Here is a 15,906-nt window from a genome sequence, read left to right as displayed (position 1 = left end):
AAAAAAAGGCGACTTCTCAGTCGCCTTAAAAACTAGTTTTCCAACGCCGCCTTCTGCGTCGTGACAATGGATTCGATCCCCCCTCTGGCCAACGCCAGCAGAGTCAGGAGCTCTTCGTGGGTAAACGGCTCGCCTTCCGCCGTGCCCTGCACCTCGATGATGCGACCATCTTCGGTCATCACCACGTTCATATCGGTTTCCGCTGCGGAATCTTCCACGTACTCCAGATCGCAAAGCGCTTCGCCGTTGACGATGCCGACGGAAACGGCAGCAACCATGCCTTTCATCGGGTTGGTTTTCAGCTTACCGGCGGCGACCAGCTTGTTCAGAGCATCGGCCAGCGCCACGCAGGCACCGGTGATTGATGCGGTACGAGTGCCGCCGTCGGCCTGTAGCACATCGCAATCGAGGGTAATGGTGAACTCGCCAAGCGCCTTCAGGTCTACCGCAGCGCGCAGCGCGCGGGCGATAAGACGCTGGATTTCCATGGTACGACCGCCCTGCTTACCTTTGGCAGCTTCACGCGCGTTACGGGTATGCGTCGCGCGCGGCAGCATGCCGTACTCTGCGGTGATCCACCCCTGGCCCTGGCCTTTCAGAAAGCGCGGCACGCCTTCATCAATCGACGCGGTGCACAGCACTTTGGTGTCACCAAATTCGACCAGCACGGAGCCTTCTGCGTGTATGGTATAGTTACGGGTCAGGGTTACGGGACGCACCTGATTAGCGCTACGGCCTGCTGGACGCATGATGTTCTCTCCGGCTTGAAACGAATATGGCTGCGCATTATACGGATAATGCTTGCTTATTCCTATCCTGATAAGGCCCTGAAAGCTATAATCCCCCCCACTCTCCTTTAAAAACAGGAACGTCTATGATCCGCAGTATGACCGCCTATGCCCGTCGTGAAATTAAGGGCGAATGGGGCAGCGCCGCGTGGGAACTGCGCTCGGTAAACCAGCGCTACCTGGAAACCTATTTCCGTCTGCCGGAGCAGTTCCGTAGCCTGGAGCCCGTGGTGCGTGAGCGTATTCGTGCGCGTCTGACCCGCGGCAAAATCGAATGTACCCTGCGTTTTGAACAAGATCCCAGCGCTCAGGGTGAGCTTATCCTGAATGAAAATCTGGCAAAGCAGCTGGTCAACGCCGCTAACTGGGTAAAAATGCAGAGCGACGAAGGGGAAATTAACCCGGTTGATATCCTGCGCTGGCCCGGCGTCATGGCCGCTCAGGAGCAGGATCTCGACGCCATTGCTTCCGATATTCTCACCGCACTGAACGGCGCGCTGGACGACTTTATCGTCGCCCGCGAAACCGAAGGTCAGGCGCTGAAGACGCTTATCGAACAGCGCCTGCAGGGCGTCAGCACCGAAGTCGGCAAAGTTCGCAGCCATATGCCGGAAATCCTGCAGTGGCAGCGCGAGCGCCTGGTCTCCAAGCTGGAAGACGCGGAAGTCCAGCTAGAAAACAACCGTCTCGAACAAGAGCTGGTGCTGATGGCGCAGCGTATCGACGTTTCCGAAGAGCTGGATCGTCTGGAAGCGCATGTCAAAGAGACCTACAACATTCTGAAGAAAAAAGAGGCCGTTGGCCGCCGCCTGGACTTTATGATGCAGGAGTTCAACCGCGAGTCGAACACCCTGGCGTCAAAATCGATTAATGCGGAAGTCACCAACTCTGCCATCGAGCTGAAAGTGCTGATTGAGCAGATGCGCGAGCAGATTCAGAACATCGAGTAATCGCAGGCACCTCGATTAAAGGCTGGTTTTTCCAGCCTTTTTTATCCCTTCAGTTCAGAACCTGTACTTTCCGTCCAGTATCCGACAGGTGATAAAAGCGCCCGCAGCGCACAGCAGCGTGGGGGCCAGATAGCTATGGTCCATATGGGTAAACTCCATCACCAGCGCAACCGCCGTCAGCGGCATCTGCATTGACGCCGCCAGAAAAGCTGCAGCCCCAACCAGCGCAAAGCTGCCGGCGTCGCCGCCGGGCACCAGCTGCTGCCAAAGCATACTCAGCAGCAGGCTCACCAGGCCTCCCACCGCCAGGCCAGGGGTCAACAGTCCTCCCTCCGCACCGCCGCGCAGCACCGCCAGAATAACGATCGCTTTCAGGACCAGAAGCACCAGCGCGCTATGCAATCCCAGCCCGTCGCCGATCGCAAGCTGCATCGGGCCTTTGCCATTGCCGGGCAGCTGTGGAAAATAGAGGCTCAGCCCGGCAAGGAGGGTAAACGCCAGCAGGCAAAATAGCGGCATCTGCCAGTTTGTCCTGACCCGCGCACGCGCGGCGCTGGTTGCCTGACGAAACAGCCACGCCGCCGCGCCAAGCAGCGGGCTGACGATTATCGCCCACCACATAAACGCGTGCGGGAGCGCGCCGGAGATAAAGTGGTACTGGGACTCATCCCCCAGCCCGAGCGCTGCCGTCCAGGCAGCAACGGCTGACGTCACCACGGCCGCCAGCGTTTTCTCCCAGCTAAACGACAGCAGCATCACTTCAAGGGTGAACAGGGCGCCAGCCAGCGGCACGTTATATACCGCCGCCAGCCCGGCACCGGCGCCGCAGGCAATCAGCGTGCGGGTCTCATCTTCATGCAGGCCCATTCTGCGCGCCACGATACCGGCTCCCAGCGCCCCCATCTCTCGCGGAGCAACCTCCCGACCAAGCGGGGAGCCCAGCGCCACGGTGACTATCTGCAACAGGGCGTGCAGGGTTGTCGTACCCGCCGGCATCGGCACCGCGGGCGAGGCGACGGCGGCGGAAATCGACACCCGCTTCTGACCGTAGCGGCCCAGCAGCCACCAGCCAAACCCGGCAATCGCGCCGCCGGCGACAATGGCCGTAAAGCGTCGGGGCCAGGAGGCGTCCGTTACGCCCTGTAAAAACGACTCCGTGCCGATAAGACGATCGAGGCTGTATCCAAAAGCAAGGTGCTGAATAGCGTGCAAAATCATCGCCAGAACCATTCCCGACAGACCGGCAAGGACCCCGGTCAGAACGACGGCCGCCAGGCGCAGCAGGTAGTTTTTCTCGCCGGTTACTCCGGTCATATTCTTAGGCCCTGAAAGAGGAAAATAAAATGATAAGGGTAGCGAGTTAAATATTACGTATTTGTCGCGTATATTCCTGACCAGCATCGGCCTGACCTTAATCATTACTTTTTCTAATCTAAAAGTTAAAATAAAAAACCTGATAACCCCGCCGATAAAGGTCACAGAGAGAATCAGACATTATTTTTTAAAGGCGTAACCCGTTCACCTTAGAAAATCTCAGTCGTGATCCTGCGCACAAATCGCTAACCTGCCCGCTCTCATCGTGGGGGATCTATGCTGCTTCATATTCTGTATTTAATTGGTATTACCGCGGAAGCGATGACCGGCGCTCTGGCGGCCGGACGCCGTCGTATGGATACCTTTGGCGTTATCATTATTGCGACCGCCACCGCGCTGGGCGGCGGGTCGGTGCGGGATATTCTGCTCGGCCACTATCCTCTGGGCTGGGTCAAGAACCCGGAATACGTCATCATTGTTGCCGTCGCCGCGGTGCTCACCACGATTGTCGCGCCGGTTATGCCCCACCTGCGTCGGCTGTTTTTAGTCCTCGACGCCCTCGGCCTGGTGGTGTTTTCAATCATCGGCGCGCAGATTGCCCTCGATATGGGAGAAGGCCCGGTTATCGCCTCTATCGCGGCGGTCATCACCGGCGTATTCGGCGGCGTGCTGCGGGATATGTTCTGTAAGCGCATCCCGCTGGTGTTTCAAAAAGAGCTGTACGCCGGGATCTCTTTTGCCGCCGCCATTCTGTATATCGCCCTGCAGCACTATGTCAGCAGCCACGACGTGGTGGTCATCGCCACCCTGCTGTTTGGCTTCACTGCGCGCATGCTGGCCCTGCGCTGGAAGCTGGGTCTGCCGGTCTTCCACTACAACCATAACGCGCACTGATCGGGCTAAAACCCGGAGATACCCTGCCCGCTGAGCCACTGCGCCAGCGCGGCAACGTCCGGATGCCGCAGAAAGGCCACCAGCTGACGCGCTTTTTCATCCCCCACTCCCGGCAGGCGCCGCCACTGCTCTTCGCTGCGCGCCAGCAGCTGCGACCAGCCCTCTCCGGCCAGGCCCGCCATCGCCGCCTGCGGCACCGGCACTCCCAGAGCCTGCACCCAGCGCAGAAAGGGCTGCTGGCGGGCAAGGTTAAACTGGTGCCAGAGCCGCTGACCGCGTCGCGCAGAGATCCCCGGGACTGACTGCAGCTGCTGAGGGGTAAACGCCAGCCATGAAAAAATATGCTCCATACGGAGAGTGTGATGGACGGCGCGCCACGCGGACTCACCGACGCTGCCGAGGTCCAGTACGGGCTTTGACGACAGCCAGACCAGCCTTGCAAGAAACTGTCCGCCGCACTCGGGGGAGAAAAAATAGCAGGTCAGGGCGTTAAAATGCGCCGGAGGCGGTTGAGGCTTGCTGCGCTGGGCCGTTCGCCACACTACGCTATCTATCCGCGGGATCCCCTGTCCCGCCAGGCTGATTTGCAGCTGATCGCCAATCGCAATATCCAGGCTTTGCCAGCGGGCCACCGACCCTACGCTCACGCGCTTAACCTGCTTATCGTCCAGCTGCTGCGGTTCGAGCCCTGCCACCACGGCAATTTTCCCGCTACGCCCGACGTAAAAGCGAAGGTCGCGCACCTCCATGATGCGGATGGCCGGGGGATACTTCCACGCCGCGACCCAATCCCCCAGCCCCGGTGACCAGAAGCGCCCGGCAGGCGCCTTCCCAAGGCGTACGACAACGCCATCGGTAGCAAAAGGTAGCGCTGACGTTAACCAACGTTCACGCCAGCGCGCAACCTGCCCCACGTCCGCCACCGGTTGAGAAAAGCCGCGGCTTTCGCTAAACCCGGCCTGCTGCAGCAGAGCCTGCCGTTGATGCATCCCCTCGGGCCCATCCGGCCATGCCCAGATAAAGACGCCCAGTTCCGCTAACGATGTCGACATATCCCGCCGCATCATGACGCCAGCGACCGTCGCCCGGGCGTTCACTCCCCCCATCCGCTTCTGGATATGTCCGGCGCGGCGCAGAAAAAGCTCCCCCTGCAGCACGCTGTTTGCCAGCGCGCCCTTCGTCACCCTCGGCACGCCGGGAATCTGCCGCACTTTGGCCGTCCAGTCTTCACCGGCTCGCCCATCTCCCCGGCTGATGGCCTGCACCAGCCGTCCGCGGCGGTAAACCAGCGTCACCGCAACGCCATCCACCTTTGGCTGCACCCACAGATCGGTTTTGCCCCGCATCCAGCGCGCCACGTCGGCTTTTTCCGCCAGCTTACGCACGCCGGTGTGGGCAACCGGATGCCGCATCTCGCCCCGGGGCGGCGGTAAATCATCGATTATTGGCGTTTTGATGGCAAAACAGCGCCGCCACTCGACTAACCGGGCGAAAAGCCGATCGTAGACGTCATCAGCGACTTCGCTGCTGCCGCGCAGCCAGTAGTCGTTTTTCCACCCGGCAACCTGCTGATTGAGGCGGCTGACCTCCTGTTCGGCCTGCGCCTGCGTCCACGCGGGGCAGGCCGACTGGCCGTATCCCGCCGTTATCCCTATGCCTATCGCCCAAAGCCATTTTCGCACTGTGCTGCCCTCCTTATTTGCCCACCGGCATTCTGCCGCCGCCGGGGCATCACCGGCGATAAGGGCTTTTCCGTGCCGCGATCCAGCTTCCAGGGTTTGTAGTTGATTGCGGCAACTCACAGAGAAATCAGGGAAACGGCAGGCAAAATGAAAGAAACAGAGGGAAAAAGTGTGACAGGGACTACGTCACAGCGCGGCGGCGTGTATAATAGGCTCGTATGTAGTTTCTCTTTCGACCATCACATACAAAAGACTCTCATGGCTCAAGGCACGCTTTATATTGTTTCCGCCCCAAGTGGCGCGGGTAAATCCAGCCTGATTCAGGCTTTATTAAAAACCCAACCGCTGTACGACTCTCAGGTCTCTGTTTCGCATACCACGCGCGCGCCGCGTCCTGGCGAAGTGCACGGTGAACACTATTTCTTTGTTAATCACGACGATTTCAGAACGATGATTGGTAAAGACGCATTTCTTGAGCATGCGGAAGTCTTTGGCAACTATTACGGCACCTCGCGCGAAGCGATCGAGCAGGTACTGGCAACCGGCGTTGATGTCTTCCTCGATATCGACTGGCAGGGCGCTCAGCAAATCCGTCATAAAATGCCGGGGGCGCGCAGCATTTTTGTTCTGCCGCCGTCCAAAGATGAGCTTGACCGTCGCCTGCGTGGCCGCGGCCAGGACAGCGAAGAGGTGATCGCGAAACGTATGGCGCAGGCTGTTGCAGAAATGAGCCATTACGCGGAATATGATTACCTTATTGTGAATGATGATTTTGATACCGCCCTGGGCGATCTGAAAAACATCATCCGCGCCGAACGTCTGCGCATGAGCCGCCAAAAGCAGCGACATGGCGCTTTAATCACCAAACTGTTGGCAGACTGAACCCACATTCAGTATCATGCCCAGTCATTTCTTCATCTGTGGAGCATTTTAAGTATGGCACGCGTAACTGTTCAGGACGCTGTAGAGAAAATTGGTAACCGTTTTGACCTGGTACTGGTCGCCGCGCGTCGCGCTCGTCAGATGCAGGTTGGCGGAAAAGATCCGCTGGTAGCGGAAGAAAACGATAAAACTACCGTTATCGCACTGCGCGAAATCGAAGAAGGTCTGATCAACAACCAGATCCTCGACGTGCGCGATCGTCAAGAACAGCAAGAGCAGGAAGCCGCTGAATTACAAGCAGTTACCGCTATTGCTGAAGGTCGTCGTTAATAACGCAGCGGGTCGCCCTTGTATCTGTTTGAAAGCCTGAATCAGCTGATTCAAAACTACCTGCCGGAAGAGCAAATCAAGCGTCTTCGGCAGGCGTATCTCGTTGCACGTGACGCTCACGAGGGTCAGACACGTTCAAGCGGTGAACCCTATATCACGCACCCGGTAGCGGTAGCCTGTATTCTGGCCGAGATGAAACTCGACCACGAAACGCTGATGGCCGCCCTGCTGCATGACGTGATTGAAGATACCCCCGCCACCTACCAGGACATGGAGCAGCTCTTTGGTAAAAGCGTTGCCGAGCTGGTAGAGGGGGTATCAAAACTTGATAAGCTCAAGTTCCGCGATAAGAAAGAGGCGCAGGCCGAAAACTTTCGCAAGATGATTATGGCGATGGTGCAGGATATCCGCGTCATCCTCATCAAGCTTGCCGACCGCACCCACAACATGCGCACCCTGGGCTCACTACGCCCGGATAAACGCCGCCGCATCGCCCGCGAAACGCTGGAAATCTACAGCCCGCTGGCCCACCGTTTAGGTATCCATCACATTAAAACCGAGCTCGAAGAGCTGGGCTTTGAAGCGCTGTATCCCAATCGGTATCGCGTCATTAAAGAAGTCGTTAAAGCGGCGCGCGGCAATCGTAAGGAGATGATCCAAAAGATCCTCTCCGAAATCGAAGGACGTTTACAGGAAGCGGGGATCCCCTGTCGCGTCAGCGGTCGCGAGAAGCATTTGTACTCCATCTACTGCAAAATGGTGCTCAAAGAGCAGCGTTTTCACTCGATCATGGATATCTACGCCTTCCGCGTGATTGTCCACGATGCCGACACCTGCTACCGCGTGCTTGGCCAGATGCACAGCCTCTACAAGCCGCGTCCAGGGCGGATGAAAGATTACATCGCCATTCCGAAAGCGAACGGCTATCAATCTTTGCACACCTCGATGATCGGCCCGCACGGCGTCCCGGTTGAGGTACAGATCCGTACCGAAGACATGGACCAGATGGCGGAAATGGGGGTTGCGGCGCACTGGGCCTATAAAGAGCACGGCGGCGAGAGCAGCACTACCGCGCAAATCCGCGCCCAGCGCTGGATGCAGAGCCTGCTGGAACTGCAGCAGAGCGCAGGCAGCTCGTTTGAATTTATCGAGAGCGTCAAATCCGATCTGTTCCCGGATGAGATTTACGTTTTCACCCCGGAAGGACGCATTGTCGAACTTCCCGCCGGTGCGACGCCGGTGGACTTTGCCTACGCGGTGCATACCGATATCGGCCACGCCTGCGTTGGCGCGCGCGTTGACCGCCAGCCCTATCCGCTGTCGCAGCCGCTCTCCAGCGGCCAGACGGTAGAAATCATTACCGCACCGGGCGCACGTCCGAACGCCGCCTGGCTGAACTTTGTCGTCAGCTCGAAAGCGCGCGCGAAGATCCGCCAGCTGTTGAAAAACCTCAAGCGCGATGACTCCGTCAGCCTCGGCCGCCGGCTGCTCAACCACGCCCTCGGCGGCAGCCGCAAGCTGGCAGAAATCCCGCCAGAGAACGTTCAGCGCGAGCTTGAGCGCATGAAGCTGGCGACGCTGGACGATCTGCTGGCAGAAATCGGCCTCGGCAACGCGATGAGCGTAGTGGTTGCCAGAAACCTGCAGCAGGGAGAGACCGTCTCCGCGCCGGCGCAAAGCTCATCGTCGTCAGGCCACGGACATCTGCCGATTAAAGGCGCCGACGGCGTGCTGATTACCTTCGCCAAGTGCTGTCGCCCGATTCCCGGTGACCCGATTATCGCGCACGTCAGCCCCGGCAAAGGCCTGGTCATTCACCACGAGTCCTGTCGTAACATTCGCGGCTACCAGAAAGAGCCCGAGAAGTTTATGGCCGTCGAGTGGGATAAAGAGACCGCCCAGGAATTTATCACCGAAATTAAGGTGGATATGTTTAACCACCAGGGCGCGCTGGCGAACCTCACGGCCGCGATCAATACCGCCGCTTCCAATATTCAAAGCCTGAATACGGAAGAAAAGGATGGCCGCGTGTACAGCGCCTTTATTCGCCTTACCGCGCGGGATCGCGTGCATCTGGCGAATATCATGCGCAAAATTCGCGTGATGCCGGACGTGATAAAAGTCACCCGTAACCGAAACTAGCCTTATACACAAAATCATTCGGGCCAGGTCGCAAAACGCGCCAGCGTCTTGCACAGCGCTTGCGCTGGTCCCGAAAGGCGAGGCTGTAAGCCGGGGAGCCAGCGGCTCACGCCGAGGCAATTTGAAGGATGAAGTGTAATGAATTCACAGCGTTATGCGCGTATTTGTGAGATGCTCGCCAGGCGTCAGCCTGACCTGACGGTCTGCATGGAGCAGGTCCACAAACCTCATAACGTCTCTGCGGTTGTTCGTACCGCAGACGCCGTTGGCGTGCACGAAGTGCACGCTATCTGGCCCAGCAGCCGCATGCACACCATGGTCACCGCCGCCGCGGGCAGCAACAGCTGGGTACAGGTCAAAACGCACCCTACCATTGGCGACGCCGTCGGTTACCTAAAGGGCCAGGGCATGCAAATCCTTGCCACCCATCTTTCTGACAAAGCCGTCGACTTTCGTGAAATCGACTACACCCGGCCCACCTGTATCCTGATGGGCCAGGAAAAAACCGGCATCACCGCGGAAGCCCTGGCGCTGGCGGACCAGGAGATCGTGATTCCGATGACGGGCATGGTGCAGTCGCTCAACGTCTCCGTCGCCTCCGCCCTGATTCTCTATGAAGCGCAGCGCCAGCGGCAGAACGCAGGCATGTATAAACGCGAAAACAGCATGCTGCCGGAAGAAGAGCAGCAGCGCCTGCTGTTTGAAGGCGGCTATCCGGTGCTGGCAAGAGTGGCAAAACAGAAAGGCCTTCCCTATCCCCACGTCAACGGCCAGGGCGAAGTCGAAGCCGACGCCGCGTGGTGGGCCACAATGCAGGCAGCGAGGTAAACCGATGCAAAGCCGTCTGCTGGATGCTGTCCCGCTCAACACGTTAACCGGCGTTGGCGCAGCGCAGAGCAGCAAGCTGGCGAAAATCGGCCTGCACACCGTGCAGGATCTGCTGCTGCATCTGCCGCTACGCTACGAAGACCGCACCCAGCTCTATCAAATCGGTGACCTGCTGCCGGGGGTCTACGCCACCGTTGAAGGCGAAGTGCTCAACAGCAACATCACCTTCGGCGGCCGCCGGATGATGACCTGTCAGATAAGCGATGGCTCCGGAATTCTCACCATGCGCTTCTTTAACTTCAACGCCGCGATGAAAAACAGCCTTGCCGCCGGCCGCCGGGTGCTGGCCTACGGCGAAGCGAAGCGCGGCAAATACGGCGCGGAGATGATCCACCCGGAATACCGCGTGCAGGGCGATATGAGCACCCCCGACCTGCAGGAGACCCTGACTCCGGTCTACCCCACCACCGAAGGTATCAAACAGGCCACGCTGCGTAAGCTGACCGATCAGGCGCTGGAACTCCTTGAGACCTGCGCTATCGCCGAGCTGCTGCCGCCCGAGCTGGCGCAGGGAATGATGAGTCTCCCGGAGGCGCTGCGCACCCTGCACCGCCCGCCGCCGTCGCTCCAGCTCAGCGAGCTGGAAACCGGTAAGCACCCGGCCCAGCAGCGCTTAATCCTGGAAGAGCTACTGGCGCATAACCTGAGCATGCTGGCGGTTCGCGCCGGCGCCCAGCGCTTTCACGCCCTGCCGCTCAGCGCCAACGATGGCCTAAAAAACAAGCTGTTGGCTTCCCTGCCCTTTAAACCAACCGGCGCCCAGGAGCGGGTGACCGCCGAGATCGAGCGGGATATGGCGCTCGACGTGCCGATGATGCGCCTGGTACAGGGCGACGTCGGCTCCGGCAAAACGCTGGTTGCCGCCCTCGCGGCGCTGCGGGCCATCGCCCACGGCAGGCAGGTGGCGCTGATGGCGCCGACGGAGCTGCTGGCGGAGCAGCACGCTGCCAACTTCCGCAGCTGGTTTGCGCCGCTGGGCGTTGAGGTTGGCTGGCTGGCCGGTAAACAAAAAGGCAAGGCGCGTCAGGCGCAGCAGGATGCCATCGCCAGCGGGCAGGTGCAGATGATTGTCGGCACCCACGCCATTTTTCAGGAGCAGGTCCAGTTTAGCGGCCTGGCGCTGGTGATTATCGATGAACAGCACCGCTTCGGGGTGCATCAGCGCCTCGCGCTGTGGGAAAAGGGCCAGCAGCAGGGCTTCCATCCGCATCAGCTGATCATGACCGCCACCCCCATTCCGCGCACCCTGGCGATGACCGCCTACGCCGACCTCGACACCTCGACGATCGACGAGCTGCCGCCGGGCCGTACGCCGGTCACCACGGTGGCCATCCCGGATACCCGCCGCAGCGATATTATCGACCGCGTGCGCAACGCCTGTACCCAGGAAGGGCGTCAGGCCTACTGGGTCTGTACGCTGATTGAAGAGTCGGACCTGCTGGAAGCCCAGGCGGCGGAAGCCACCTGGGAAGAGCTGAAGCTGGCGCTGCCGGAGCTCAATATCGGCCTGGTGCACGGCCGGATGAAGCCGGCAGACAAGCAGGCGGTCATGCAGGCCTTTAAGCTGGGCGAGCTGCATCTGCTTATCGCCACCACGGTTATCGAGGTCGGGGTGGACGTGCCTAACGCCAGCCTGATGATTATCGAAAACCCGGAACGCCTGGGGCTGGCGCAGCTGCACCAGCTCAGAGGCCGCGTCGGGCGCGGCGCGGTGGCCTCCCACTGCGTGCTGCTCTATAAGTCGCCGCTGTCGAAAACCGCCCAGCTGCGCCTGCAGGTCCTGCGCGATAGCAACGACGGTTTCGTCATCGCGCAAAAGGACCTCGAGATCCGCGGCCCGGGCGAGCTGCTCGGCACCCGACAGACCGGCACCGCCGAATTTAAAGTCGCGGATTTACTCCGCGATAAGGCAATGATCCCCGACGTTCAGCGCATTGCCCGCCATATTCATCAACGCTACCCGCAGCAGGCCCAGGCGCTTATCGAGCGCTGGATGCCGGAAACCGAACGCTATTCCAACGCCTGACGCCTCTGCTCCCGCAGGAGCAGACGGCGCCGCGCGCAATTTTCCTTCAGAACGAGTGAATTATGAAACGAGAACTGGCCATCGAATTTTCGCGTGTTACCGAAGCCGCCGCGCTGGCGGGCTATAAGTGGCTGGGCCGCGGTGATAAAAACACCGCCGACGGCGCCGCGGTTAACGCCATGCGTATTATGCTCAACCTGATTAATATCGACGGCACTATCGTCATCGGCGAAGGTGAAATCGATGAAGCGCCGATGCTCTACATCGGCGAGAAGGTTGGCACCGGCAGCGGCGACGCGGTGGATATCGCCGTCGACCCGATCGAGGGCACGCGGATGACGGCGATGGGCCAGGCGAACGCGCTGGCCGTCATGGCGGTTGGCGACAAGGGCTGCTTCCTGAACGCGCCGGACATGTACATGGAAAAGCTGATTGTCGGCCCGGGGGCAAAAGGGGCGATTGACCTGAATCTGCCGCTGGCCGAAAACCTGCATAACGTGGCAAGCGCGCTGAATAAGCCGCTCAGCGAGCTGACGGTAACCGTGCTCGCCAAGCCGCGCCATGACGCGGTGATTGCCGAGCTGCAGCAGCTGGGCGTGCGCGTCTTCGCCATTCCCGACGGCGACGTGGCGGCCTCTATTCTGACCTGCATGCCGGATAGCGAAGTTGACGTGCTGTACGGTATCGGCGGCGCCCCGGAAGGCGTGGTTTCCGCCGCGGTTATCCGGGCGCTGGACGGCGATATGCAGGGCCGCCTGCTGGCCCGCCACCACGTCAAGGGCGACAGCGAAGAGAACCGCCGTATCGGCGAAAACGAGCTGGCGCGCTGTAAAGAGATGGGCATTGAGGCCGGTATCGTGCTGCGCCTCGACGAGATGGCACGCAGCGATAACGTGGTCTTTTCCGCTACCGGGATCACCAAAGGCGACCTGCTGGACGGCATCACCCGCAAGGGCAATATGGCCACCACCGAGACGCTGCTGATCCGCGGCAAATCACGCACCATTCGCCGCATCCAGTCCATTCACTATCTCGATCGCAAAGATCCGGATATCCAGCTGCACATCCTGTAAGCCATTCAGCCTGCGGTCGCGAGCGGCAGGCTGAAGCTGACGCTATTATTTGATCAATAGAGCTTTCCGGCCCCGTTGGGCTGGAAATCTTTGTCGTCTGCAACGAAGATAAGGCAACGCTTCGCAACGGGAGAAGATCATGGCGGACTGGGTTAGCGGCAAAGTAACAAAAGTGGAATTCTGGACCGACGCGCTGTTTAGTTTGCACGTACGGGCCCCTGTTCATCCGTTTACCGCCGGGCAGTTTGCCAAACTGGGCCTCGACGTTGACGGCGAGCGCGTCCAGCGCGCCTACTCCTACGTTAACGCCCCGAGCAATCCCGATCTTGAATTCTACCTGGTGACGGTTCCGGAGGGTAAACTCAGCCCGCGCCTGGCCGCGCTGAAGCCGGGCGATGACGTGCAGATCGTCAGCGAAGCCGCCGGCTTCTTCGTGCTGGAAGAGGTCCCGGATTGCGACACCCTGTGGATGCTGGCCACCGGCACCGCCATTGGCCCCTACCTGTCAATTCTCGAAGAAGGTAAGGACCTGGAGCGCTTTAAAAACCTGGTGCTGGTCCACGCCGCGCGCTATGCCGCCGATCTTAGCTATCTGCTGCAAATGCAGGCGCTGGAGGAGCGGTATAAGGGCAAGCTGCGCATCCAGTCGGTGGTCAGTCGGGAAACCATACCGGGCATGCTAACGGGGCGTATTCCGTTCCTGATCGAAACCGGCGCTCTGGAAGAGGCGGTTGGCCTGGCAATGAACGCAGATAATAGCCACGTGATGCTCTGCGGCAACCCGCAGATGGTGCGGGATACCCAGCAGCTGCTGAAGGAGACCCGGCAGATGAACAAGCATCTGCGCCGCCGGCCGGGCCATATGACAGCCGAACACTACTGGTGATCAGGACTCCGCCTTCCAGCGAACGTCCTGCGTCTCTTTACCAAATTTATTTTCGCCCTGGGTGCCGACGAACGCGCCCAGGTCGATCAGCATCATCACCATAATCAGCGTCGGCACAAACCGCCCGACAACCCACTGCCAGGCCCCCGGCAGCACCGCCCAGTTCCCGGCCAGCAGCATCCACGCCAGAACCATCAGCAGCGCCCAGAGACCCGACCTGCCGCGATCGTGCAGCCGTTTGATGGTAACCGCCGCCGTTGGCCAGAGCAGGCACACCAGCATAAAGGCCGCGGTCTGTAGATTCAGCAAATTTGACCCGGCGAGGGTGAACAGCGCGCTCATGGTCAATACCCAGATAACGATCCAAATCCAGAAATCCCGGCGTCCAATACGCCCTTTAATTGAGAACATCCACTGCTGTAGGGTCATGTTTTATTCCTTACCATCATCATTGGCGTAGTTTACCCTGAAGCGGTGACTTTTTGACAAGCGCGACGGTTCCCGTTTTAATCGTCAGCAGGAAAAAAAAGGAAGGACGGGTATGAAGAAGTGGGCAACCTTATGTTTGATTGGGCTGACAGCGTTATCTGTCGGCCATAAGGCGCTGTCCGCCGAGCCAGAATCCTCCTCCGCAGCGCCCTATTTGCTCTCCGGCGCGCCGGTCTTTGATATCTCCATCAGCGAGTTTCGCGAGAAATTCAACGCCGATAACCCCAAACTGCAGCTCAACGAATTTCACGCAATTAGCTCCAGCCGCGACCGGGCTAACCTGACCCGGGCGGCAAGCAAGATTAACGAAAACCTGTACGCCTCCACCGCCCTGGAGCGCGGCACGCTCAAAATCAAATCGATGCAGATTACCTGGCTCCCCGTTCAGGGGCCGGAGCAGAAAGCGGCAAAGGCGAAAGCGCAGGAGTATATGAGCGCCGTTCTGCGTGCCTTCGTCCCGACATTAAGCCCGGCGCAAAGCGGGCAAAAGCTGCAAAAATTGCTCGCCGCGGGCAAAGGGAAACGCTACTTCGCCGAAACCGAAGGCGCCATCCGCTATGTGGTAGCAGACAACGGCGAAAAGGGGCTTACCTTCGCTGTTGAACCGATTAAGCTAGCGCTATCTGAAACGCTGGAGAGCAATAATAAATGACAAAAAGCAAAGCCTTTCCAACGACGAAACTCTATACTGTTTGACAGACCATGCTGCCCCCAGGGGCGGCTATATTCCTTAATTCGCTTATAGCGTGGAGAATTAAAATGCGACATCCTTTAGTGATGGGTAACTGGAAACTGAACGGCAGCCGCCACATGGTAAACGAGCTGGTGGCTAACCTGCGTACCGAGCTGGCCGGCGTGACCGGCTGTGCTGTTGCTATCGCTCCGCCGGAAATGTATATCGATCTGGCTAAGCATGCGGCAGAAGGCAGCCATATTCACCTGGGCGCGCAGAACGTTGACCTGAACCAGTCCGGCGCATTTACCGGTGAAACCTCTGCCCAGATGCTGAAAGATGTCGGCGCTGAATACATCATCATCGGCCACTCTGAGCGTCGTACTTACCACAAAGAGTCTGACGAATTTATCGCGAAGAAATTCGCCGTCCTGAAAGAACAGGGTCTGATCCCGGTTCTGTGCATCGGTGAAACTGAAGCTGAAAACGAAGCGGGCAAAACGGAAGAAGTTTGCGCACGTCAGATTGACGCCGTGCTGAAAACTCAGGGCGCAGCGGCATTCGAAGGCGTGGTTATCGCTTATGAGCCAGTATGGGCTATCGGTACCGGCAAATCCGCTACCCCGGCTCAGGCTCAGGCCGTACACAAATTTATTCGCGACCACATTGCTAAAGCGGACGCCAAAGTGGCCGAGCAGGTCATCATTCAGTACGGCGGTTCCGTTAACGCATCTAACGCCGCAGAGCTGTTCACCCAGCCGGACATCGACGGCGCGCTGGTTGGCGGCGCATCGCTGAAAGCAGACGCTTTCGCGGTCATCGTTAAAGCAGCAGAAGCAGCGAAAAAAGCGTAATTCAATACGCCGGTCACCCGGCGAGATGAACCCGC

The 15,906-nt window shown here is 59.2% G+C and carries 15 protein-coding genes; 11 read left to right on the top strand and 4 right to left on the bottom strand.

Translation table 11 applies throughout. The annotated features are described in order from the left end of the window. Positions 1-32: 32 nt before the first annotated feature. Positions 33-749, bottom strand: a complete 717-nt coding sequence (rph, locus tag HCK03_RS00550) for a ribonuclease PH (RefSeq protein WP_041143230.1) — start codon at positions 747-749, stop codon at positions 33-35. A 125-nt stretch (positions 750-874) separates the two neighbouring features. Here rph and HCK03_RS00545 point away from each other — a divergent pair, with 125 nt between their 5' ends. Then, positions 875-1,738 carry a YicC/YloC family endoribonuclease gene (locus HCK03_RS00545; RefSeq protein ID WP_041143231.1) on the top strand — a complete coding sequence of 288 codons (864 nt, stop codon included), beginning with the start codon at positions 875-877 and terminating at the stop codon, positions 1,736-1,738. 54 nt (positions 1,739-1,792) lie between these two features. Here HCK03_RS00545 and HCK03_RS00540 read toward each other — a convergent pair whose 3' ends face one another. After that, positions 1,793-3,052, bottom strand: coding sequence for a chloride channel protein (locus tag HCK03_RS00540; protein ID WP_167691017.1), 1,260 nt, complete (start codon positions 3,050-3,052; stop codon positions 1,793-1,795). Positions 3,053-3,328: 276 nt separating this feature from the next. Here HCK03_RS00540 and HCK03_RS00535 point away from each other — a divergent pair, with 276 nt between their 5' ends. Beyond that, positions 3,329-3,946 (top strand): trimeric intracellular cation channel family protein, encoded by a 618-nt coding sequence (locus HCK03_RS00535; RefSeq protein ID WP_041143233.1) that lies wholly within the window; start codon positions 3,329-3,331, stop codon positions 3,944-3,946. A gap of 5 nt (positions 3,947-3,951) precedes the next feature. On the opposite strand, the gene ligB is transcribed toward HCK03_RS00535, so the two are convergent. Then, positions 3,952-5,628 carry an NAD-dependent DNA ligase LigB gene (ligB, locus tag HCK03_RS00530; protein WP_167691016.1) on the bottom strand — a complete coding sequence of 559 codons (1,677 nt, stop codon included), beginning with the start codon at positions 5,626-5,628 and terminating at the stop codon, positions 3,952-3,954. Between the two features lie 258 nt (positions 5,629-5,886). Between ligB and gmk the strand changes: the two genes are divergently transcribed. The 7 genes from gmk to fpr all read left to right on the top strand — a co-directional run bounded on the left by gmk (position 5,887) and on the right by fpr (position 13,855). Then, positions 5,887-6,510 (top strand): guanylate kinase, encoded by a 624-nt coding sequence (gene gmk / locus HCK03_RS00525; RefSeq protein ID WP_041143234.1) that lies wholly within the window; start codon positions 5,887-5,889, stop codon positions 6,508-6,510. 54 nt (positions 6,511-6,564) lie between these two features. Then, positions 6,565-6,840 (top strand): DNA-directed RNA polymerase subunit omega, encoded by a 276-nt coding sequence (gene rpoZ, locus HCK03_RS00520; protein WP_006817787.1) that lies wholly within the window; start codon positions 6,565-6,567, stop codon positions 6,838-6,840. Positions 6,841-6,858: 18 nt separating this feature from the next. Then, positions 6,859-8,982 carry a bifunctional GTP diphosphokinase/guanosine-3',5'-bis pyrophosphate 3'-pyrophosphohydrolase gene (spoT, locus tag HCK03_RS00515; protein ID WP_041143235.1) on the top strand — a complete coding sequence of 708 codons (2,124 nt, stop codon included), beginning with the start codon at positions 6,859-6,861 and terminating at the stop codon, positions 8,980-8,982. A 138-nt stretch (positions 8,983-9,120) separates the two neighbouring features. After that, complete coding sequence (trmH, locus tag HCK03_RS00510; RefSeq protein WP_167691015.1) at positions 9,121-9,810, top strand: tRNA (guanosine(18)-2'-O)-methyltransferase TrmH; 690 nt, start codon at positions 9,121-9,123, stop codon at positions 9,808-9,810. A 4-nt stretch (positions 9,811-9,814) separates the two neighbouring features. Continuing rightward, a complete protein-coding gene (recG, locus tag HCK03_RS00505) occupies positions 9,815-11,896 on the top strand; it encodes an ATP-dependent DNA helicase RecG (RefSeq protein ID WP_123552552.1) in 2,082 nt (693 codons plus the stop codon). A gap of 62 nt (positions 11,897-11,958) precedes the next feature. Further along, entirely contained in the window at positions 11,959-12,969 is a 1,011-nt protein-coding gene (gene glpX / locus HCK03_RS00500) for a class II fructose-bisphosphatase (RefSeq protein WP_041143238.1), read from the top strand. A gap of 139 nt (positions 12,970-13,108) precedes the next feature. After that, complete coding sequence (gene fpr / locus HCK03_RS00495) at positions 13,109-13,855, top strand: ferredoxin--NADP(+) reductase (protein WP_167691014.1); 747 nt, start codon at positions 13,109-13,111, stop codon at positions 13,853-13,855. On the opposite strand, the gene HCK03_RS00490 is transcribed toward fpr, so the two are convergent. Beyond that, on the bottom strand, positions 13,856-14,284 hold the full coding sequence (locus HCK03_RS00490; protein WP_041143240.1) for a DUF805 domain-containing protein: 429 nt from the start codon (positions 14,282-14,284) through the stop codon (positions 13,856-13,858). It abuts the gene before it with no gap. A 112-nt stretch (positions 14,285-14,396) separates the two neighbouring features. On the opposite strand from HCK03_RS00490, the gene HCK03_RS00485 reads away from it, so the two are divergent. Together HCK03_RS00485 and tpiA are read left to right on the top strand one after the other, a co-directional pair. Next, positions 14,397-14,996 (top strand): DUF1454 family protein, encoded by a 600-nt coding sequence (locus HCK03_RS00485; RefSeq protein ID WP_167691013.1) that lies wholly within the window; start codon positions 14,397-14,399, stop codon positions 14,994-14,996. A 107-nt stretch (positions 14,997-15,103) separates the two neighbouring features. Next, a complete protein-coding gene (tpiA, locus tag HCK03_RS00480) occupies positions 15,104-15,871 on the top strand; it encodes a triose-phosphate isomerase (protein WP_041143242.1) in 768 nt (255 codons plus the stop codon). The last annotated feature ends 35 nt before the right edge of the window (positions 15,872-15,906 follow it).

This window comes from Klebsiella terrigena, from assembly GCF_012029655.1.
Taxonomy (GTDB): Bacteria; Pseudomonadota; Gammaproteobacteria; order Enterobacterales; family Enterobacteriaceae; genus Klebsiella; species Klebsiella terrigena.
The sequence above is the reverse complement of the archived record's forward strand: the minus strand, read 5'-3'. Positions and strand labels throughout refer to the sequence as shown.